Origin of the sequence: Aestuariimicrobium sp. T2.26MG-19.2B (assembly GCF_950101875.1) — a bacterium.
GTDB classification, from domain to species: domain Bacteria; phylum Actinomycetota; class Actinomycetes; order Propionibacteriales; family Propionibacteriaceae; genus Aestuariimicrobium; species Aestuariimicrobium kwangyangense.
In genome coordinates this window covers 800,058-820,283 of sequence record NZ_CATNLW010000001.1, presented here as the reverse complement: position 1 = coordinate 820,283, position 20,226 = coordinate 800,058, and the positions used below count along the sequence as shown (strand labels likewise).

Below are 20,226 nucleotides of genomic sequence, written 5' to 3'. Positions count from 1 at the left end.
GAGTCACCGCCTCGACATCGTGACAGCACCGCTCGAACACGAGGTGAGCACCATGCCGGACGAGGCCCTGACCCGCGAGCCCACCGGTCGAGGTGCGCAGGCAGTGAGCCTGCTGCTGGTGGTGCTGGTCACAGTGGCTGCGGTGATGGTGCCGGTGCAGGCCACGTTGGCCGGGGGTGAACAGGCCTACCGCAGGATCGGGCTCACCCACCCCGGCGCTCTGACCGGTTCGATCACGGCCGCCCTGCGCGGACTCGCGGACCTCGCCTCGGCCACCACGGTCGGCGCTCTGGTCTGGCTGCTCCTGCTGGGGCGCACCCGCAGCCGCAGGGCTGAGCACGGACGCTCCCTCGAACCAGATGACCGACTCGTCCAATCCGTGCTGCGTCATGCCGCGGGGTGGTGGCTGGCCACGGCAGCCGGCTCGGTGCTGTTCACGGCGGCCGACAGCAACGGCCTGCCCGTCGAGACCCTCAGCGACACCACCGCCTTGAGGTTCGCCCTCTTCTCCGGCGACCTTCCCCGCGCCTGGATGGTCAGCGTCGAGGCCTCGTTCGTGATCGTGCTGCTGGCCAGCCTGGCACGCGGGTGGACCCCCCACCTGGTCGCCCTCTGGGCGGCGCTGATCGGATCCCTCGCGCCGGTGGTCGTGGGTCAGGTGTTGGTCGGTCCCAACCATGACTTCGGGGGCGACGCCGCCGTCGTCCAGACGGTGGTGGGGCAGGCGCTGCTGGGTGTCGCCCTCGTGATGGTGCTGAGGCTGGCCACCGGACAGGTCCCAAGGTGGCGCACGGGCGGGCTCCCGGCTGGGTGGATCCGGGCCGCCTGGGTGGGCTGGTTCCTCCTGGTGGCCACCGAAGTGGTCGTGACCTGGTTCAAACTGGCCGGCAGCGGTCCCACCTCGAGCCCCACGGGCATGCTGGCGCTCGTCCGGTTCGGCGCGCTGGTGCTGCTGGGTGTCGCGTTGGCTGTGATCGGTCGTCGACCCGCCGTCGGCACTCTCGTCGGCGGACTTGCCGCGGGGGCGACGGTGGTGGTCGGCGCTGCGATGACCCGCATCTCGCCACCGCAGTTCTTCGTGCCCACCAGCATCAGCCAGACCCTGCTCGGGTTCGACGTGCCCGACGCCCCCAGTCTTCGCGTGCTGCTCACCCAGTGGCGACCCAACCTGCTGTTCTGCACCGTGGTCGCGACCGCCCTGGTCGCCTACGGCTGGGGTCTGTGGCGGCTGCGCCTGCGCCGCGAGGGCTGGCCTGCGATGAGGACGCTGGCGTGGGTGCTGGGCTGGCTGGTCGTGCTGATCGCGACCAGTTCCGGCTTCGGCAAGTACTCGGCGCCGGACTTCGCCGTGCACATGGGGGTGCACATGACGCTCAACATGCTGGCACCGGTGCTGATCGTGCTGGGCGCCCCCATCACCTTGGCCCTGCGGGCCCTGAGGCCCTCGTCCGAACCCGACCAGGTGGGTGTCAGGGAGAAGCTGGTGGCCCTGCTGCCGTCGCGACTGTTGGCCTTCGTCTACCATCCCCTGCTCGTGTTCGCCCTCTACATCGGTTCGTACTACGGCCTCTACCTCACGGGGCTGTTCGGCGCCTTGATGCGGTTCCACTGGGCGCACCAGCTGATGAACCTGCACTTCCTGATCGTCGGGGCCCTCTACTTCGGGCTGGTGATCGGTGTCGACCCCAACCCTCGGCGCCTGCCCCACCTCGCCAAACTGGGCATCCTGATGGCGGCCATGCCGTTCCATGCGTTCTTCGGGGTGATCCTGATGGACTCGACCCGGATCGTCGCCGAGACCTTCTACCGCTACCTCGCCCTGCCGTGGGCCCACGACCTCGCCGCCATCCAGCGGGTAGCCGGGGGAGTGGCATGGGCCGGGAGCGAGTTGCCCCTGCTGGTGGTGGTGTTGGCGCTCGGTGCCCAGTGGGCCCGACAGGACGACAAGGAGGCCAAACGCATCGATCGTCACCTCGACACCGGTCTGGACGACTCCCACGAGGCCTACAACGTCATGCTGCAGAGGCTCGCCTCCGAAGGTGAGGCACGCCCGTGAGCACCGATCAGTCCGAGGTCGTCGAACTCAACATCGGCGGCATGACCTGTGCCGCCTGCGCCACCCGTGTGCAGAAGGCACTCAACAAGCTCGACGGCGTGCAGGCGAGTGTCAACTACGCCACCGAGCGTGCCGTCATCACCGGACCTCCGAGCAGCGACGACGGCACCCTCGTCGAACGCAGTCTGGCGGCCGTGGTCCGCGCCGGGTACGAGGCCCAGCAGCGTGCCGACGAGAGCGACGACTGGTTGCATGACGTCTCGAGCCAGCGGATCACCTCGTTGCGGCGCCGACTCATCGTCTCGACCCTGCTGGCGGTGCCGTTGATGGACGCCACCATCATCCTGGCCCTGTCACCCAGCCTGCGATTCGCCGGCTGGGAGTTGGTGTGCCTGCTGCTGGCGCTGCCGATCGTCAGTTGGGCCGCCTGGCCCTTCCACCGCACGACGGTCCGGAACCTGCGCCACGGTGCCGTCAGCATGGACACCCTGGTCTCGCTCGGCATTGTGGTCTCGTTCGGGTGGGCCGTACTCACCCTGCTGTGGCCCGCTCTGGCGCAGGGACAGAACCGTGGCTTCTGGTTCGGCTACGGGCGGGTGCCCGAGGGCGCCAGCAGCGTGTACCTCGACGTGGCTGCCGGCATGACCGTGTTCCAACTGGCCGGTCGCTACTTCGAGACCCGATCACGGCGACGTGCCGCCGACGTGTTCAACGCGATCGGCAACCTCGCCGCGCCCACCACCCGGCTGCTGGTCGACGGCGCCGAGATCGAGGTTCCCACCCTGCAGGTGCGCGCCGGTGACGTGGCCGTGGTTCGTCCGGGGGAGATCATCCCCGTCGACGGCACCGTGGTCGAAGGGACCGCCTCGGTCGACACCAGCATGGTCACCGGCGAGGCCCAACCTCGTACCGTGGCCGTCGGCCAGGCCGTGGTCGGCGGCACGATCTCGACCGACGGACGACTCGTCATCACCGCCACCGCGGTGGGCGCACACAGCCAACTGGCCCAGATGGCCGCCTTGGCCGAACAGGCCCAGGACCGCAAGGCGCGGGTGCAGCACACGGTCGACCAGGTGATCAGCTGGTTCGTGCCAGCCGTGATCGTCTGCGCGCTGCTGGTGGCAGCTGGCTGGCTGGTGGCAGGATCCTCGACCGCCACCGCCGTCGGCATCGGCGTCTCGGTGCTGATCATCGCCTGTCCCTGCGCCCTGGGTCTGGCCACGCCGACCGCCCTGATGGTGGGCATCGGGCGAGGTGCCAGTCTGGGGATCCTGATCAAGGGCCACGACGCCCTTGAGGCCAGCGGCGCCATCGACACGGTGGTGCTCGACAAGACCGGAACCCTCACCACCGGCCAGTTGCAGGTGACCGACGTTGTCGTCACCGACGGCGAATTCACGCACGGGGACGACGAGCCACTGCTCGGCTGGGCGGCAGCGCTGGAACGCGGCTCGGAACATCCGGTGGCACGTGCCATCACCTCGTTCGTGGATGAGGGCACCGCCGGGGCCTTCACGGTGGAGCAGTTCGAGGTGATGCCCGGCCTGGGCGTCAGCGGGCGCGTGGCAGGTCACCACGTGGTGGTCGGCAACCGCGCCCTGTTGACCGGTCACGACATCGACCACTCAGCCGCCTCGACGACCTTGGCGGACACGGCCGGGCCCCTGGCCCTGGTGGCCGTCGACGGCACCCTGCGTGCGGTCGTCCGGATGCGCGACGAGCTGCGACCCGGTGCCCACGAGGCAGTCGCGGCGCTGCGTCGCCAAGGTCTGCGCACGGTCCTGCTGACCGGGGACGAGCAGGCCGCGGCCGACCACATCGCCGCTGAACTGGGGATCGACGAGTCGTTGGCCGGGGTGCTACCCACCGAGAAGGTGGCGGTGCTGGCACGCATCCAGGCCGACGGTCACAAGGTCGCCATGGTCGGCGACGGCATCAATGACGCCGCCGCGCTGTCGACCGCCGACCTGGGCATCGCGCTGATCTCGGGCACCGACATTGCCCTGAAATCCGCAGACATCATCCTCGTCCGCGAGCACCTGGCGGTGCTGCCCGACTCGATCGACCTGGCCCGACGCACGCTGCGGACGATCCGGGGCAACCTGGTCTGGGCTTTCGGCTACAACGTCGCCGCCATCCCCATCGCCGCCGCCGGGCTGCTCAACCCACTGGTCGCCGCGGGCGCGATGGCGGCCTCATCCCTGCTCGTCACCTGGAACAGCCTGCGCCTCAACTCGTTCGCGGGAGCGGGACGCCGCCCGTGAGCCTTGACCTCTCCCTGCTGCTGGCCGCCGCGGTCACCCTGGTGGCGATCGGTGCGGCCCGGCTCTCGGCGCGGGTGGGGTTGCCGGCCCTGCTGCTCTTCCTGGGGGTGGGCATGTTGCTGGGGGACTCCGGGTTGGGCATCTCGTTCTCCGACCCCCAACTGGCCGCCAAGCTCGGGTTCGCCGCCCTGGTCATCATCCTGGCCGAGGGGGGACTGACCACCAAGTGGTCGGAGATCAGGCCAGCCGTCGGGGTCGCCATGCTGCTGGCCACCGCGAGCGTCGGCGTCAGCGTGGCCGTGGTGGCCCTCTTCGCGCACTACGTCTTCGGCCTCACACCCGCGGTGGCCGTCGTGCTCGGTGGCATCGTGGCCTCGACCGACGCGGCGGCCGTGTTCGCCGTGCTGCGCAATGTGGCGATCCCCGGGCGGCTGCGCGCAACCCTCGAGGCGGAATCCGGTCTCAACGACGCGCCCACCGTGTTGATCGTCACGATGGCCACCTCGGTGGCGCTGCATCGGGCGCCCGAGGGCGGCACCTGGGTGGCGGTCGGGCTGGTGGTCATCGAACTGCTCGCCGGTCAGGCCCTCGGTCTGGGGGTCGGACTGGTGGCCGCCTGGCTGATGCGGCGGGTGCAACTGCCCTCATCGGGTCTGTACGCCATCGCCGCGGTGGCCTGGGCCTTCGGAGTCTATGAACTGGCCGGCGTGCTGCACGTCTCCGGGTTCGCCGCTGCCTACGTGGCCTCGGTCGTCCTCGGCAACTCCCAACTGCCGCACCGTCAGTCGGTGCGAGCCTTCGCGGAGGGACTCGGCTGGATCGCCCAGATCGGCTTGTTCGTGATGCTGGGACTGCTGGCCAGCCCCTCCCGCATCACCTGGGGAGTGGTGGGCGCCGGCCTGGTGCTGGGTCTGTTCCTGCTGCTGGTGGCCCGCCCCTTGTCGGTGGTGCTGGTCGCTGCCGGTTTCCGCCTCCCCTGGCGGGAGCAGGCCTTCATGAGCTGGGCCGGGCTGCGCGGGGCGGTGCCCATCATCTTGTGCACCATCCCGATGGCAGCAAGGCTGCCCGGTGCCGAGCGACTGTTCGACATGGTGCTGGTGCTGGTGATCGCCTTCACCTTCCTGCAGGGCCCCACCCTTCCGTGGCTGGGGCAGCGCCTGGGTCTGGTCGACCCGCACGGACCTCGCGACGTCGACATCGAGGCAGCTCCCCTCGACCGGCTGCGGGCCGAACTGCTGCAGGTGCGGGTGCCCGACGGGTCGAAGCTGGCAGGAGTGAGCGTGCGCGAACTACGTCTGCCCAAGGACACCGTCGTGTCGTTGATCATCCGTGACGAGACACCCTTCGCTCCCACCGGCCGTGACCGGCTCGAGGTCGGCGACGAGATGATGATCATGACGCCCACCCAGCACCGGGCGAAGGTCGAGGTGCGGCTGACCGAGATCGGACGAGGCGGACGCCTGGCCCGATGGAACGGTGTGCGGGCCGACTAGCGCTTGGGCGTCACCGAGGGGGCCGGGGTGCCCGAGGACGAACCCGACGGGGTCGGGGTGGCCGAAGTGGGCAGGCAGACGGCTCCGCCCGGCACGGCGATCGAGGTGGCGGCCTTGGCGTTCATGCCCGCGTAGGCGGTGCCGATCATCACGTCGACCGTGTGGTCGGGACGATCGTCGGCCTTCACCGTGGCGCCCTTGAAGTGTCCGGCCACCAGCTTGACCTCGGGGTTGGTGGCCGCGGCCCCGACGATCACCGTCTGCTTGATGCGCTGGTCGGTGTTGTCGACGTGCTTGATGATGAAGCCCTTGGCCTTGAGGGCCTTGGCGACGGTGTTGGCCTGACCCGCGACGTAGCCGCCGTTGTAGACGCTGACGGTGACCTTGTTCGCCTGCAGGGTCTGACCGACGCTCTGCGTCACGCACGGGTCGGGCAGGTGAGCTGGAACAGGTGCCATCACGTTCCGGTATCCCCACCACGCGCCCCAGGTCAGGAAGCCCAACAGGGCCAGCAACAGCACAGGGGTGGCGATCATCCGCACGATGCGCATCTGGCTCCTTCGTCCCCTGCTCGCGGGATCAGTTGAGGTCGAGCACGCGCGCGTGCATGGTCTGGCGCTGCTGCAGTGCGGCGCGCAGGGCTCGGTGCAGTCCGTCCTCGAGGTACAGCTCGCCGCGGTAGCTCACCACGTGCGCGAACAGGTCACCGTAGAACGTGCTGTCGTCCTCGAGCAGCGCCTCCAGGTCGAGGGTGCGCTTGGTGGTCACCAACTCGTCCAGTCGCACCTGGTGAGGAGCAATGGCCGCCCACTGCTTCTGAACGTACCCGTGGTCCGGGTAGGGCCGGGTGTCACCCACACGCTTGAAGATCACCCCGCCACTCTAGCCAGCAGTGGGTGCCGACCGCCCCATCAGCCTCAAGCCGTGCTGAAGCCGTGACCAAGTCTTTGGCGAACTGTCAGGCTGGTCTCAGGCGGTGGCATAGATTCTGGCCATGAGCGATCCGGCCGCCGATACCGCCCCCCAGACCCCCAGCACCCAGAGCCCCAGCACCCAGAGCCCCAGCACCCAGAGCCCCAGCACCCAGAGCCCCAGTACCCAGACCTCCAGCGCCCAGACGTCGGTGATCACGAAGGGCTACACCTTCGACGAGCCGAGCATCGAACTGGGGGTGCTGGTGCAGGACGACGTTCCGGTGCCCGAGACGAAGATCCGCATCCCGTTGAGCATGCTGAACCGGCACGGCCTGGTCGCGGGTGCGACCGGCACCGGCAAGACCAAGACCCTGCAACTGATGGCCGAACAGGTCTCGGCGGCGGGGGTGCCGGTCTTCGCAGCCGACATCAAGGGCGACCTGTCGGGACTGGCCTCACCGGGGCAGTCAAGCCCCAAGCTGCTGGAACGCACCCAGAAGATCGGTCAGGACTGGCAGCCGTCGGCCGCACCCGTGGAGTTCTACGCGTTGGGCGGCGAGGGCATCGGCGTCCCGCTGAGGGCGACCATGTCGTCCTTCGGTCCCATCCTGCTGTCGAAGGTACTGGAGCTCAACGACACCCAGGAGTCGACCCTGGGCCTGGTGTTCCACTACGCCGACCAGGCCGGGTTGCCGCTGCTGGACCTGTCCGACCTGAGGGCCGTGCTCACCCACCTGACCTCGGACGAGGGCAAGCAGGAACTGAAGAACCTCGGCGGGGTCTCCGCGTCGACGGCCGGCGTGATCCTGCGCTCGCTGATCACCCTGTCGGACCAGGGAGCCGACGCCTTCTTCGGCGAGCCGGAGTTCGACACCGCCGATCTGCTGCACGTCACCGCCGACGGACGAGGCGTGATCTCGCTGCTGGAACTGCCGAACCTGCAATCGCGTCCGGCGATCTTCTCCACCTTCCTGATGTGGCTGCTCGCCGACCTCTTCCACGACCTGCCCGAGGTCGGCGACGTCGAGAAGCCCAGGTTGGTCTTCTTCTTCGACGAGGCCCACCTGCTGTTCGACGGGGCGTCCAAGGCCTTCCTCGACGCCATCGCGCAGACGGTGCGCCTGATCCGTTCGAAGGGTGTGGGTGTCTTCTTCGTCACCCAGACCCCCAAGGACGTGCCCGATGACGTGCTGGCCCAGTTGGGTTCGCGGGTGCAGCACCAGTTGCGCGCCCACACCCCCAACGACGCCAAGGCCCTGAAGCAGACCGTGCAGACGTTCCCGACCTCGGACTACGACCTCGCCCAGGTGCTGCAGCAACTGGGCATCGGTGAGGCGATCGTCACGGTGATGGACCCCGACGGGGCCCCGACGCCGGTGGCGTGGACGAGGATGCGTGCCCCCCAGACACTGATGGCCCCCACCCCCGAGGACGCCATGCGCGCTGGGGTCGCCCAGTCGCAGATGCAGGCGAAGTACGGCCAGCCGATCGACCGCGACTCGGCCCGCGAGATCCTCGCCCGCAAGCTCGAGCAGGGTGCCGCGGATGCCCGGGCCGAGCAGGACAGGGCCCAACAGGACACGCCCCAGCGGGACAGGTATGAACAGACCCAGCAGGACGGGTATGACCAGCCCCAGCCCCGCCCCGAGCGCAGTTCGACCCGCACCACCCGGCAGCAGAAGTCGGCGGTCGAGAACGTCATGACCAACCCCGTGGTCAAGTCGTTCATTCGCACCGCGGGCAATGAGATCATCCGCTCCATCTTCGGCACGGCTCGCCGTCGTCGGTGAGGGCTGCTTGGATGAGCCGGTGACTCCACCAGAACACCGACACCACGTCGGCGCCACGATCATCATCGCGATGCTCGGCATGATCGGCCCGTTCACCATCGACTCGATGTTCCCGGCGTTCGCCCAGATCGGGCGTGAGTTCAGCGTCGACACGGTGGCCCTGCAGCAGTTGACCAGCGTGTACCTGGTCTCGTTCGCGGTGATGTCGCTCTTCCACGGCCCCATCTCTGACGCCGTGGGCCGCAAGCCGGTGATGATCACCGGCCTGCTGGTCTACGCCCTGGCGTCGGTGGGGGCCGCACTGGCACCCAGCTTCGGTGTCCTGCTGGTCTTCCGCGCCATGCAGGGACTGTCTGCCGGTGCCGGCCAGATCATCTCGAGAGCCCTCATCCGCGACCTGTTCCATGGAGCCGCTGCCCAGCGACTGATGGCGCAGGTGTCGATGATCTTCGCCATCTCCCCGGCCCTGGCACCGGTGGTGGGCGGCTGGATCCTGCTGGTCGGCAACTGGCGGCTCACGTTCTGGTTCCTGGTCGCCTTCGGTGTGTTGCTGTGCGTGCTGGTGAGGTTCGGCCTGCCCGAGACCCACCCCCACCAACGCCGGGTGCCCCTGCGGGTCGGCACCCTGCTGAGGGGGTTGGCGCAGGTGATGGGCAACCGGGTCTTCCTGCGGCTGGGGTTCGCGTCGGCCTTCGCGTTCGCCGCCCAGTTCCTCTACATCTCGGCGGCACCCATCTTCATCGTCGACCTGTTGGGCAAGGGGGAGCAGGACTTCTGGATCTTCTTCGTGCCCATGATCGCCGGCATGATGACGGGTTTCTTCCTCAATGCCCGCCTCGCCGAGCGGGTGCCGGGACGCCGTCTGGCCACCATCGGCTACGTGGTCGCCATCTCGGCTGGGCTGGTGAACGTCGCCCTCTCGGCCCTGCCCAGCGCCCCGCAACTGCCGTGGGCGGTGGTGGGTCCCATGCTGATCGCCTTCGGGGTGGCCCTCAGCTTCCCGGTGGTCAACCTCGTCATGCTCGACCTGTTCCCCAGCCTGCGTGGTTCGGCCGCCTCGGGCCAGTCGTTCATGCAACTGATGCTCAACGCCGCCCTGGCCGGACTGGTCGTACCCATGGTGACCGGGTCGGTGCTGCAACTGGCGCTGGCGGCGGCCTGCTTCTCGCTGGCCGGGTTCGGGATGTGGGTGTGGCACCTACGAGCGGTTCCCGCCGACGCCACGGCGGGCCAGGTGGTGGTCGCGTGATCGTCGTGGGCGTCGATGCCGGCGGTACCTCCACCCGTGCGCTGGCCTGGGACGACACCGTCCGGGTGGTGGTGGGGGTGGGACGATCCGGCCCCGGCAATCCGAACTCCTCGGGGCACGACCTGGCGAGGCTGAACGTGCTGCGGGCCGCGCTCGACGCCGCCGGCGGCAGAGCCGACGAGGTCACCCGTCTCGCCGTGACCATGGCGGGCGGATCGGCCACCGGGGGAGCCCTCGACGGACTGGCCGCGGCCGCCGCTGCTGCGGGACTGGGGTGTCCGATCGACATCGAGCCCGATCTGCTCGGGGCATGGTTCTCCGGCTGCTCGGAGGAGCAGGGGGTGGTGCTGATCGCGGGCACCGGTGCCGTGGCCGCCACCATCGTGGGCGGACGCATCAACCGTCTGGTCGACGGCGCCGGCTGGCTGCTGGGTGATGACGGAGCCGGGTTCTGGATCGGGCGTCGGGCGGTGCACGACGTGCTGGCTGCCATCGACGGACGAGGCCCCGACACGGCCCTGACCGACCTCGTGCTGGCCCGCACGCCGCAGTTGGCGAGTCATCGCGATCGCCCCGGCGACCCCCGCAGGGTCGCCCTGATCGAGCACTGCTACGGGCTTCGTCCGGTGCAACTGGCCGGCTTCGCCCCGCTGGTGGTGCAGTCGGTGGGTGACCCCGTGGCTGACCGCATCCTGGCAGATGCCGCAGACCTGATCGAGAGCACGGCCAGGGCTGCGCTGGTCGGGGTGCACGAGAGCAGTCCCGTGGTGCTGGCGGGTTCCGTGGCCGGGCTCGACTCGGTCATCCGCGACCGGCTGGTCAGCCTGCTGGGCGACCGGGCCAGACTGGCCTCGGACGGGGTGGTCGGGGCCACCATGGTGGCGCTGAGGGCAGCCGGCCGACCGGCGGACGAGGCCACCCGGGTGGCGATGGGGGTGCCACCCGAAAGGGTTCAGGGGCAACCCTGAGCCCACCCGCGCGGGCCCTCGCTGTCGGCAGAAATGCCGCTGACTGCGACTTTCCCATGCCACTGTTGGGGATGGGTCAGGCTCACGCCGCCCCCGGGAGCCGGATCAGTCGGCCCCGCGCACCACAGGAGGACACCATGGGACTGTTCGACATGTTTGACAAGTCCAAGGACACCAAGGCCCCCCAGCGCCCTGCCATGGATGCCGCGACCGACGGCTCGGGGGACGACGTCGCCACCAAGCTGATCGAGCAGCTGATCTCGGTGGGCATCGACGGCAGGGGGCCCGCCAAGAGCGCCCAGGTCGTCGCCGACAGGGCGCTCGCGGATGCCAATGGCGATGTCGAGAAGGCGATCAACAAGCTCTCGGCGGCCTACCTGCGCACCGCGGCCGGCGCCGGGTTCCTGACCGGACTGGGTGGCTTCGTCACGATGCCGGTGGCCCTGCCGGCCAACATCCTCGAGTTCTACGTCGTCGCCACCCGCATGGTCGCCGGCATCGCGCACCTGCGCGGTTATGACCTGAACAAGCCGCAGGTGCGCACGGCCGTGCTGTTGACCCTGTCGGGATCGGGCGGCTACGACGTGCTGCAGAAGGTGGGCGTCAACCCCGTCACCGGCAAGGCGACCGCCGTTGCCCTGGAACGGCTGCCCCAGGCGGCGTTGATGATGGTCAACAAGGGGATCGGCTTCCGGTTGATCCGGCAGCTGACGACCAAGAGCCTGTCGAAGCTCGGCAAGCTCGTTCCCTTCGCCGGCGGAGTGATCGGCGGCGGACTCGACCTGTACCTGATGAACCGGATCGCCGACAACGCCCGCAAGGAGTTCCCGCTGGTGGTCGGCTCGACCCTCTGAGCCCTGACGGCTCGGGCACACCTCGGTCGGACGATGCAGGCCCTCGGGCCCCGGCATCGTCCGACCGTTGTGTCCGGGCCGGTTCGATCACACAGGCCGCGGTCATGGACCCTGGTGTGACAGGTCGCGACCTTGGTCTGATTGCCCGTTTCGTGCACGCGCGCAGAATGGGTGCATGAGGAATCTGGCAGCTCTCACCCGTGCGCGCCGAACCCGCGCAGCTCTGGCCGGGGCAACCCGAGCTGGGGCAGCCCGAACCCGGGCAGCATGGATCGCCCCCGTGGCCGTCCTGGGCGTCGCACTTGCCGTGCCGGCGCTGGTGCAGACCACCGCCAAGGCTGACCCGACCCTGCCCCCGATCACTGCCCAGCAGTTGGTCGCCGACGTGATCGCGGCCAAGCCGGTGGCGATGCAGGGTGAACTCACCCAGACCATGGACATCGGACTCCCCGAGGTGCCGGGTGGGGTGCAGAAGCCCTCGACCCTCGACCCGTTGAACCTGCTGCAGGGCAGCCACACGTGGCGGGTCTGGTACGACGGCAAGCAGTCGGCGCGAGTCGCCCTGGTGGACGGCACCAGCGAGGCAGCCGTGATCACCAACCCCACCGACACCTGGGTGTGGAGTTCGTCCACCCGGGAGGCCGTGCACTCCAAGACCCCCGACACCTCGGGCCCAGGCCCGAGGGAGGAGCTGAACCTCACCCCGGCCGAGGCCGCCAGGAAGCTGCTCACCACCGCTGACCAGTCGACCACCGTCAGCGTCGCGGGCACCACGACAGTCGCCGGGCACGCCGCCTACGACCTCGCCCTGACCCCCAAGTCGGGCACGACCTTGGTGAAGAAGGTGTCCATCGCCGTCGAGGCCACCACCAAGCAGCCGCTGCGCGTTCAGGTCTACTCCACCCGCAGCTCCGGCCCGGCGGTGAACATCGGCTTCACCCAGCTGAGCTTCGCCCAGCCCGACCCTGCGATGTTCCGGTTCACCACCCCGCCGGGCACGAAGGTGACCGAGAAGTCGGCCGACACGACCGGTGCGAACGACCACCCGTCGATGCCCACCAAGGTCGACCCGAAGTCCGGTCACAAGCCCACCGTCACCGGTCAGGGCTGGGGCACCGTGGTCGTCGCGGACCAGCTGTCCGACCTGAGCGGGGTGCCCGCCGAGCTGCAGGGGGTGCTGTCCAGCTTCCCCAAGGTCTCGGGTACGTGGGGGAGTGGACGCATCTTCGAAGGGACCCTGTTCACGGTCGTCGTGACCGACCAGGGCAAGGTCGCCGCCGGTGCGGTGCCCGCCGGCACGCTGTTCGCGGCCCTGGGATGAGCGAGGGTGGCGCCGCCGTCGTCACCTCGGGACTGACCAAGACCTTCGGCCACCAGACGGCGGTCGACGATCTTGCCCTCGAGGTGCCCACGGGCTCTGTCTACGGATTCCTCGGCCCCAACGGTTCGGGCAAGACCACGACCATCCGCATGCTGCTCGGCCTGGTGCACCCGACCGCCGGTCACGTGAGGCTGCTGGACGAACCCATGCCGGCTCACGCCAACCGGGTGCTCCCCAGGGTCGGTGCGCTGGTCGAAGGTCCTGCGTTCCACCTGCACCTCAACGGACGAGACAACCTGCGCCGCCTCGATGCCGCTGACGCGACCGCCGAGGCGCGCACCTCGTCCGCCCGGATCGGAGCCGCGCTGGAGCGGGTCGGACTGACCGCGGCGGCCAGGAAGCGGGTCAAGAACTACTCCTTGGGCATGAAGCAGCGCCTCGGTATCGCAGCCGCTCTGCTGCAGCCGCACGACCTGCTGGTGCTGGACGAGCCCACCAACGGGCTCGACCCGCAGGGCACCCGTGAGGTGCGGCACCTGGTCGCGGGCCTCGCCCATGACGGCACCACCGTGCTGGTGTCGAGCCACCTGCTGGCCGAGGTCGAACAGATGTGCAGCCATGTCGGGGTGATGAGCCGCGGACGACTCGTCGCCCAGGACTCACTGGCGGGACTTCGCCGTGCCCACGGGGTGCGCGTGCGGGTGACCACCCCCGACCTCGCGCAGGCCACCCAGGCGCTCACGGTGCTCGGGTTGGACGAGGTCGCGTCGTCCGCCGGTGAGGGTGCCTCGGGTCAGGTGACAGCGGCCCTGGGAGACCATCCGGTCGAGGCCGTGGTGCCCGCGCTGGTGTCGGCGGGGGTGCGGGTGCTCGGCTTCAGTGCTGACTCCGCCAGCCTCGAGGAGCGTTTCGTCGAGCTGACCGGGGAGGGCTTCGATGTCCGTTGAGGCACGACCGGTTCGTCCGTTCGCGTTCTGGCGACTGGTCGGCAGCGAGATCTCATTGATGATGTCGCGGCGCCGCAACCAGTTGGGGCTGGTGATCCTGGCGGCGGTTCCCGTGGTGATGGCCATCGCCATCAAGACCTCCGGTGACACCGGGCTGATGGTCTCGGTGGCCAATGGCACTGTGCTCCCGATGTTGGCGCTGATGATGGAGTCGGCCTTCTTCCTGCCGCTTGCCATGTCGTTGTTGGCGGGTGACGCGATCGCGGGGGAGGCGCACGGCGGCACGCTGCGCTACCTGCTCGTCACCCCTGTGGGACGGGCCAGGTTGTTGGCGGTGAAGTTCGCCGGCCTGCTGGTGGGAGCGTTCTTCGGCACCTTCCTGATCGCCGTGGTCGGACTCGTCGCCGGTGTGATGGTGTTCGGGTCGGGTGCGTCCATGACCCTCTCGGGCACCGCGATCACGTTCACGGAGTCCTTGGGGCGACTGGCCCTGATGGCCCTGTTCCTGGCGCTGATGATGACGGCCGTCGGCACCATGGGGTTGTTCCTGTCGACCCTGGTCGACCAGCCGCTGGCGGTGACGGTCGGGTGCATGGTGGTGGTGATCCTCAGCTGGCTGACCGAGGCGACGAGCCAGCTGGCGTGGCTGCAGCCCTACCTGCTCACCCACTGGTTCCTGCAGTTCGCCGACGTGCTGCGCGACCCTCCGCTGTGGTCGCGTGCCGTGAAGGGGCTGGGCGTGGCAGCCGCCTGGATGGCGGTCACCGGCGCGGCCGCCTGGGCCAGGTTCACCAGCAAGGACATCGGCAGCTGAGACCAGGGTCGTGGAGTCCCCTGCCACCTGTCAGGATCTCTCACGCCCGGCCGGGGGTCCACCTGCCGGCAAACTCTCAGGCTGTAGCGCGCGAGTTCGTCCCGGAAGCTGAAGTTTGTGCGGGGGGGCCGGGGGCTCAGGGAGCGGCGGGGGCTGCGGGGGCGGTCGGAGCGGAGCCCGCCCCGCCGTTGGCCGACCGCGCAGCCACCCCGACCAGCACCAGTCCGATGAAGGCCGTGGGCACCGCCAGGTAGAACACCCCCGGGTAGTTCCAGGTCTGGTTGGCCCCCAGCGCGATCAGGGCCCCGGAGACGATGGCCCCCACCTTCGAGGCATTGTTGAACAGGCCCGAGGCCAGACCCGGTCGGGCGATCACGGCCTGGAACAGGGTCAGTCCCACCCCGGTCATGGTGGCGAACCCCCAGGACTTCAGGGCCTGCAGGGGCAGCAGCAGCCATGGGTCCCTGACCAGCGACATGCCGGTGTAGTAGGCCATGAAGCTCACCGCTCCCGAGGCCACCAGTGCGAAGGACGAGAACCGTCGGTTGAGTCGTCCCAACACCAACAGGGCGGGGATCTCGAGTCCGGCGGCCAGCCCCAGCGCGATGCCGGCCCAGATCACGGGCAGTCCGCGGTAGTCGTGGACGAGCAACTGGGTGACCGCGACCGTGCCACTGTTGGCGGCGCTGAGCGCGACGAAGGCACCGAAGATGGCCACCAGCGACAGCCGTGAGATGTGCAGTTCTGGTTCCTCGCGGCGATGGGCGGCATGGTCCTCGGCGCTGACCCGAGGACGGGTCAGTTGCAGGCCGACGGTCACGACGCAGACCAGCACCGAGGTGCCCAGGATGAGCCACAGCACCGAGCGGGCGCCCCAGGCGCCGATCGAGAAGGTCGCCAGCGGCTGACCGGCGATCCAGGCGAAGGACACCCAGGCGCGCACACTCAACACGTCCGAGGCGGTGAATCCGGCGTGGCGCATGTGCGCGAACAGCAGGGTCATGCCCACGGTCGCCGGCGCCGCCAGGAGCAGCAGGGCCCCGAACGCCACCACCAACGAATGCGTCATCAGCAGGGCCGCGCACCAGGCGGCCGCAGCGATCCCGCACACCAGCATCGGCCGCAGGTAGTTGCCGTGTCGGTCGGCCCAGGCCGGGATCAGCAGTGAGACCACCAGCCCCAGGCCGTTGTAGATGCCCAGGATCCAGCCGACCTGCTGCGGGGTCGCCCTGAACAGTTCGGTGAGGATCAACGCCAGGGTTGGCCCCAGGAAGCTGAACAGCAGTCCCCAGAGCAGGGCCGAACTCGAGACCAGGAATCGCTGCACCCGCTCACCTTGGCAGGTGTTCAGTTCGGGTGCGAGGGTGCCCGCAGATTCGCTCAGTGGTCACCGGACGATGGCGGGATCGCCCCCGGTACCCGGCTGTCGGCCCCGTTGTCGTCCCTCCTGCCCGGGCCTAGCGTCGAGACATCGACCCGACAGGAGAGACCCCATGACCATCACTGCCACCCAGCAGCGTGACCTGACAGCGCCGTCCTCGGTGTACGACCCCGACCAACTGGCCGACTACGCCCGCCAGTACAACGAGCAGGGCTTCGTGCGAGTACGGGGGATGCTCAGCAAGGACGAGGCCGCCGCCTACCGCGCCGAGACCCACCGGCTGTTGGCGGCCCTCAACCGCGGCGACGACCCCACCTGGGCATCGGCCGCCGGTGTCGCGGGAGGCCAGAAGACCTCGCTGCAGCACCTGCATGACGCGCAGTTCTACTCGTCCGCCTTCACCCGGTTGCTGGTCGACCCCCGGTTCACCGAGGTGGCGACCGCCGCACTCGGCACCCCCAACCTGCAGTTGCACCACACGAAGGCGTTCGTGAAGCCGCCGGCCAACGGCTCGCCCTTCCCCTTCCACCAGGACCACCCGTTCTTCCCGCACCGCGACCACAAGGTGGGGGCCGTCATCTTCCACTTCGATGACGCCCCCGTGGTCAAGGGCTGCGTCAAGGTCGTGCCCGGCAGCCATCTCGCTGGCCCGCGGGAGCACGACCCCGAGGGCAGCTTCCACCTCAACGACATCGACCCGACGACAGCAGTCGACATCGAGTGCGAGGCGGGGGACGCCATCTTCTTCCCCTACCTGACGGTGCACGCGTCCGGGGTCAACGTCTCCGACGAGGCCCGTACGACCTGGCTCGTCCAGTTCCGTGACCCGGCCGACCGTCCCACGGCGAAGACCCATGACCACTCGTTGGGGCAGGGGCTCATCCTGGCCGGGGTCGACCCGACCGGACGCTCCGGTGGCGAACCCCCGGCCCCCGCCGCCGGTGCGCCCGCCATGATGGGTGGATGAGCGAAGACCGTGACGTCTCCGGCTTGATCGGACGCCTCACCGCCACCCGGGTCGAGGGCTTCGAGGTCGACTTCACCGACTGGGGGTACTTCCCCGGAGCCGACCTGGGTGGGGTGTGGTGGCGGAACCACTGGCACCGGCACACCTACCTCGAGGTCTGCCTGGCCAACTCCGGAAGTGGCGTGTTCCGCCACGGTGACGAGAGCTTCTCCGTCGCGGCCGGGGACCTCTTCCTCGCCCGTCGTGGGGTGCTGCACGAGATCGAGTCCAACCATGATGACCCCTTGGGGATCAGCTTCTGGGGCTTCGACCTGACGCCGGGGCGGCGAGCCCCGCGCGTGGGGGAGGGCGGTTGGTGGTCGGGACTCTTCCGCGGCGCGGTCGTCTCGCGCCGGGTGGGGCAGGTGCCCGCGCTGCTGCAGGCGTTGGCCGCCGAGGCGGGCTCCTTCCGCTCGGGCCACCGGCCGGTCACCCGGGCGCTGGGCGCGGCCCTCGTGGTCGAGACCGGACGGGCCTTCAGCGAGGCCGAGGAACTGGTGACCGAGCCGCCGGCCCTCGACCGGAGCGAGCAGTCGTATGCCGTGATGCACCGCTTCCTGCAGGACAACCTGGCCCAGCCGGTGAGTGTGCGCGACGTCGCCTCGGCTGCGCACCTGTCCGACCGGCAGGCCGAACGACTCTTCCACCGGCACGGCGGCGCGTCGATGATGACCGTGCTGAGGCGGTTGCGGATCGAACGCGCAGCCAGGCTGCTGCGCGCGGACGACGCCGTGGTCGGTGGCGTCGCAGCCGAGGTGGGCTACACCGACCTGCCCTCGTTCCGCGCCGCCTTCAAGGCCGTCACGGGGCAGTCCCCACGTGACTTCCGCCGGACCAACGGCACCGTGCACCTGGGCTGAACCGGACGGTGTCGCTGGTCAGCGGGTTTGGCCAGCCTCCTCCAGCGCGGGAGGATGGGCGGAGCCCGAGGAGCCCCGGGTGAGCCGGAACGGGAGGACGCATGCCACGCCGACATCGTCCGTTGCCCGTTCCCGCCTGGGTGTTGGTGAGCCTGGTGACGGCCTTGGCCCTCGCCGTGGCTGCGGCCGGAGTGCTGGCACAGCGACTCGCCCGCGATCGGGCCCCTGAACCCCGTCCCGTGGTGTCGACGGGCGCCGACGGCCTTCCCTCGACGAGCTGTGACAAGCAGGCGAGGGCCGAAGGGCTGGTGCCGATGCGGGTGCTCGACGTGCCCGAACGAGCGAGTTGGACGAGCACGCCACCGGTCTGGTCCTACGACCGGGTGCCCGAGGGATTCGTGCCGGACAGGGTCGGCTACTGCCTCGAACTCGGCGGCCCGTCCTCGTCCGGTGGGCCTCAAGCGGGCGAGGGCACGACGAAGGGGAGCAGCCAGGCGCCCCGGTGGGCGTTCGCCTCGATGCTGCCCACGGGCAAGGCCTCTGACCTGGCCATGCCGGTGAGGGTGGGTGAGATCACCCGACAGTCCGCGCGTGACCTCACGGTGTCCAGCAACGACCCCGCGGTCACGGCAGTGCAGCACGGGCAGGGGTGGCTCGAGATGTGGCCCAATTCCTACGTCGCCACCGCCTCCCGGCAGGTTCCGGGCCCGTACACGGGCGACGACTACCCGTCCGACCACAGCTACGACTCCGACGACACCCCCAGTGGTGGGGAGTACGGCTCATTCCAGGTGCACGAGGTCGACACCACAGCGCGCACCCCGGGGGCCGGGGCCTCCCGCACGGTGCTGGCGCTCAACGGGTGGGCTGGCAGAGGCGGCATCGACGTCGGGATCGGCACCGCCCCGGCTCCGGGCAGCCCCGACTGGACCTTCTCCCAGGACGCCGGCCAGTACTCGATGCGCAGGCTCACCTTCTTCGCCCGACAGGCGACGGCGGTCGTCGAGAACGGTCCCCGCCCGATGCAACTCCTGGCTCGCGCACCGGGTGCCACCCAGGTCGCGACCACCATTTCGGGGGGTGTCACCGACCCTCGCGCCACGGTCGCCCTGGTCACCAGCCGGGCCGGTCGATCGTCCACCCAGCAGCTGAAGCTGAGCCAGGGACGATTCACGGTGCGGGTGCGGGTGCCTGTTGCGTTGGTCGGCACCACCTTCGAGGTGCGCTCGACCTTGGACGGCGTGACCCGGCTGGCGTGGCGGGCCGAGGACGTGCTCGCCGGTGACGCGCTGCTCGTGCAGGGACAGTCCAACGCGGTGGCGGCGCAGGTGCAGGGCTCCGCGCACGCCGTGGAATCGGAGTTCGTGCGCAGTTTCGGGTCGCAGACCCCTCTGACCTCGGTCAGCCTCGCCGACGACCAGTGGAACCGCGGCATCGCCGACACCTTGGGCAATGCGGGTTCCATCGGTCAGTGGGCGGCAGAACTGGGCCACCGCATCGTCACCCAGCAACGGGTGCCGGTCGCCATCATCAACGGGGGCGAGGGTGGTCGTCCGGTCGCGTTCTTCCAACGCTCGCCCGATGGGGCGGCCGATCCCGACACGAACTACGGGCGGACGATCCTCAGGCTGCGCGGGGCAGGAGTCCAGTCCAGCCTGTCGGCGGTGCTCTGGTACCAGGGCGAGGGCGACCACGACCAGGCCGACGTGTATGCGGCCGGGTTCACCCAGCTGGTCAGCGACTGGCGCGACGACCTCGACGGCCCTCGCATCTACCAACACCAGGTACGGGTGTCGCCGTGTGATTCGGCCACCGCCATCAATCTGCGCGAGCGCCAGCGCGAACTCGGACCTCAGCTCGACGTGGGGCTGCTCACCACCCAGGGACTGACGGCCCAGATCGGCTGCCACTTCGCGTTCGAGAACGGGTACCGCACCCTGGGCGACTGGAACCACCGGGTGTTGGCGGCCGATCTGTACGGCGGCAGCAGGCGTGGAGTCCTCGCCCCCGACGTGACCGGCGCCCAGCTCGATCCGTCCGACCCGCGGGTGGTGTGGCTGAGCCTGCGCGCGACCGACCCGTTGACGGTCGAACCGGGGGTGGAACGGGACTTCCGGGTCAACGGTGCGGCACCGACGTCGGTGGCTTTCGAGTCCGGACGGCTCCGCCTGACCAGCGCGACGGCTGTTCCCACCGGCACAGAGGTGCGCTACCTGGGCCACGTGGGGGCGGGCGCCTTCGTCCGCACCGGCGACGGGGCAGGCATGCTCGCTTTCGCCGGGGTGCGGGTGCGGGGCTGACAACCTTTG

General features: G+C 69.6%; 16 protein-coding genes. 13 read left to right on the top strand and 3 right to left on the bottom strand.

What is annotated here, in order from left to right:
* Nucleotides 1-19 precede the first annotated feature (19 nt).
* The 3 genes from QQZ11_RS03725 to QQZ11_RS03715 are packed head-to-tail and all read left to right on the top strand — an operon-like array spanning nucleotide 20 to nucleotide 5,813.
* The gene (locus QQZ11_RS03725; RefSeq protein WP_284548742.1) at nucleotides 20-2,056 is read left to right on the top strand and encodes a cytochrome c oxidase assembly protein; all 2,037 of its coding nucleotides are present in this window, start codon (nucleotides 20-22) and stop codon (nucleotides 2,054-2,056) included.
* The gene (locus QQZ11_RS03720) at nucleotides 2,053-4,320 is read left to right on the top strand and encodes a heavy metal translocating P-type ATPase (RefSeq protein WP_284548740.1); all 2,268 of its coding nucleotides are present in this window, start codon (nucleotides 2,053-2,055) and stop codon (nucleotides 4,318-4,320) included. The genes QQZ11_RS03725 and QQZ11_RS03720 overlap by 4 nt, the downstream gene beginning before the upstream one ends.
* Nucleotides 4,317-5,813 (top strand): potassium/proton antiporter, encoded by a 1,497-nt coding sequence (locus tag QQZ11_RS03715; protein ID WP_022909219.1) that lies wholly within the window; start codon nucleotides 4,317-4,319, stop codon nucleotides 5,811-5,813. Before QQZ11_RS03720 ends, QQZ11_RS03715 begins: the two co-directional genes overlap by 4 nt.
* Here the strand turns inward: QQZ11_RS03715 and QQZ11_RS03710 are convergent.
* Both QQZ11_RS03710 and QQZ11_RS03705 read right to left on the bottom strand, forming a co-directional pair.
* Nucleotides 5,810-6,364 (bottom strand): LytR C-terminal domain-containing protein, encoded by a 555-nt coding sequence (locus QQZ11_RS03710; protein ID WP_022909220.1) that lies wholly within the window; start codon nucleotides 6,362-6,364, stop codon nucleotides 5,810-5,812. The genes QQZ11_RS03715 and QQZ11_RS03710 overlap by 4 nt on opposite strands.
* A 28-nt stretch (nucleotides 6,365-6,392) precedes the next feature.
* Entirely contained in the window at nucleotides 6,393-6,686 is a 294-nt protein-coding gene (locus QQZ11_RS03705) for a type II toxin-antitoxin system VapB family antitoxin (RefSeq protein ID WP_022909221.1), read from the bottom strand.
* Between the two features lie 121 nt (nucleotides 6,687-6,807).
* Between QQZ11_RS03705 and QQZ11_RS03700 the strand changes: the two genes are divergently transcribed.
* From QQZ11_RS03700 to QQZ11_RS03670, 7 genes are all read left to right on the top strand, one after another.
* Nucleotides 6,808-8,517: a helicase HerA-like domain-containing protein gene (locus tag QQZ11_RS03700; RefSeq protein ID WP_284548739.1), complete on the top strand. Its 1,710-nt coding sequence runs from the start codon at nucleotides 6,808-6,810 to the stop codon at nucleotides 8,515-8,517.
* A gap of 19 nt (nucleotides 8,518-8,536) precedes the next feature.
* The gene (locus QQZ11_RS03695) at nucleotides 8,537-9,766 is read left to right on the top strand and encodes a multidrug effflux MFS transporter (protein WP_284548737.1); all 1,230 of its coding nucleotides are present in this window, start codon (nucleotides 8,537-8,539) and stop codon (nucleotides 9,764-9,766) included.
* Entirely contained in the window at nucleotides 9,763-10,734 is a 972-nt protein-coding gene (locus tag QQZ11_RS03690) for an N-acetylglucosamine kinase (protein ID WP_284548736.1), read from the top strand. The genes QQZ11_RS03695 and QQZ11_RS03690 overlap by 4 nt, the downstream gene beginning before the upstream one ends.
* Nucleotides 10,735-10,871: 137 nt before the next feature.
* Nucleotides 10,872-11,588: an EcsC family protein gene (locus QQZ11_RS03685; RefSeq protein WP_022909226.1), complete on the top strand. Its 717-nt coding sequence runs from the start codon at nucleotides 10,872-10,874 to the stop codon at nucleotides 11,586-11,588.
* A 175-nt stretch (nucleotides 11,589-11,763) separates the two neighbouring features.
* On the top strand, nucleotides 11,764-12,909 hold the full coding sequence (locus QQZ11_RS03680; RefSeq protein ID WP_284548735.1) for a LolA family protein: 1,146 nt from the start codon (nucleotides 11,764-11,766) through the stop codon (nucleotides 12,907-12,909).
* Nucleotides 12,906-13,856 carry an ABC transporter ATP-binding protein gene (locus QQZ11_RS03675; RefSeq protein WP_284548734.1) on the top strand — a complete coding sequence of 317 codons (951 nt, stop codon included), beginning with the start codon at nucleotides 12,906-12,908 and terminating at the stop codon, nucleotides 13,854-13,856. The genes QQZ11_RS03680 and QQZ11_RS03675 overlap by 4 nt, the downstream gene beginning before the upstream one ends.
* Nucleotides 13,846-14,670 (top strand): ABC transporter permease, encoded by an 825-nt coding sequence (locus tag QQZ11_RS03670; RefSeq protein WP_284548733.1) that lies wholly within the window; start codon nucleotides 13,846-13,848, stop codon nucleotides 14,668-14,670. Before QQZ11_RS03675 ends, QQZ11_RS03670 begins: the two co-directional genes overlap by 11 nt.
* 136 nt (nucleotides 14,671-14,806) lie before the next feature.
* Here the strand turns inward: QQZ11_RS03670 and QQZ11_RS03665 are convergent, their stop codons facing one another.
* Nucleotides 14,807-15,997, bottom strand: coding sequence for an MFS transporter (locus QQZ11_RS03665; RefSeq protein ID WP_284548732.1), 1,191 nt, complete (start codon nucleotides 15,995-15,997; stop codon nucleotides 14,807-14,809).
* 166 nt (nucleotides 15,998-16,163) lie between these two features.
* Here QQZ11_RS03665 and QQZ11_RS03660 point away from each other — a divergent pair, with 166 nt between their 5' ends.
* The 3 genes from QQZ11_RS03660 to QQZ11_RS03650 all read left to right on the top strand — a co-directional run bounded on the left by QQZ11_RS03660 (nucleotide 16,164) and on the right by QQZ11_RS03650 (nucleotide 20,217).
* On the top strand, nucleotides 16,164-17,018 hold the full coding sequence (locus QQZ11_RS03660; RefSeq protein WP_284548731.1) for a phytanoyl-CoA dioxygenase family protein: 855 nt from the start codon (nucleotides 16,164-16,166) through the stop codon (nucleotides 17,016-17,018).
* The gene (locus QQZ11_RS03655) at nucleotides 17,015-17,917 is read left to right on the top strand and encodes an AraC family transcriptional regulator (RefSeq protein WP_284548730.1); all 903 of its coding nucleotides are present in this window, start codon (nucleotides 17,015-17,017) and stop codon (nucleotides 17,915-17,917) included. The genes QQZ11_RS03660 and QQZ11_RS03655 overlap by 4 nt, the downstream gene beginning before the upstream one ends.
* A 101-nt stretch (nucleotides 17,918-18,018) precedes the next feature.
* The gene (locus QQZ11_RS03650) at nucleotides 18,019-20,217 is read left to right on the top strand and encodes a sialate O-acetylesterase (RefSeq protein ID WP_284548729.1); all 2,199 of its coding nucleotides are present in this window, start codon (nucleotides 18,019-18,021) and stop codon (nucleotides 20,215-20,217) included.
* Nucleotides 20,218-20,226 lie beyond the last annotated feature (9 nt).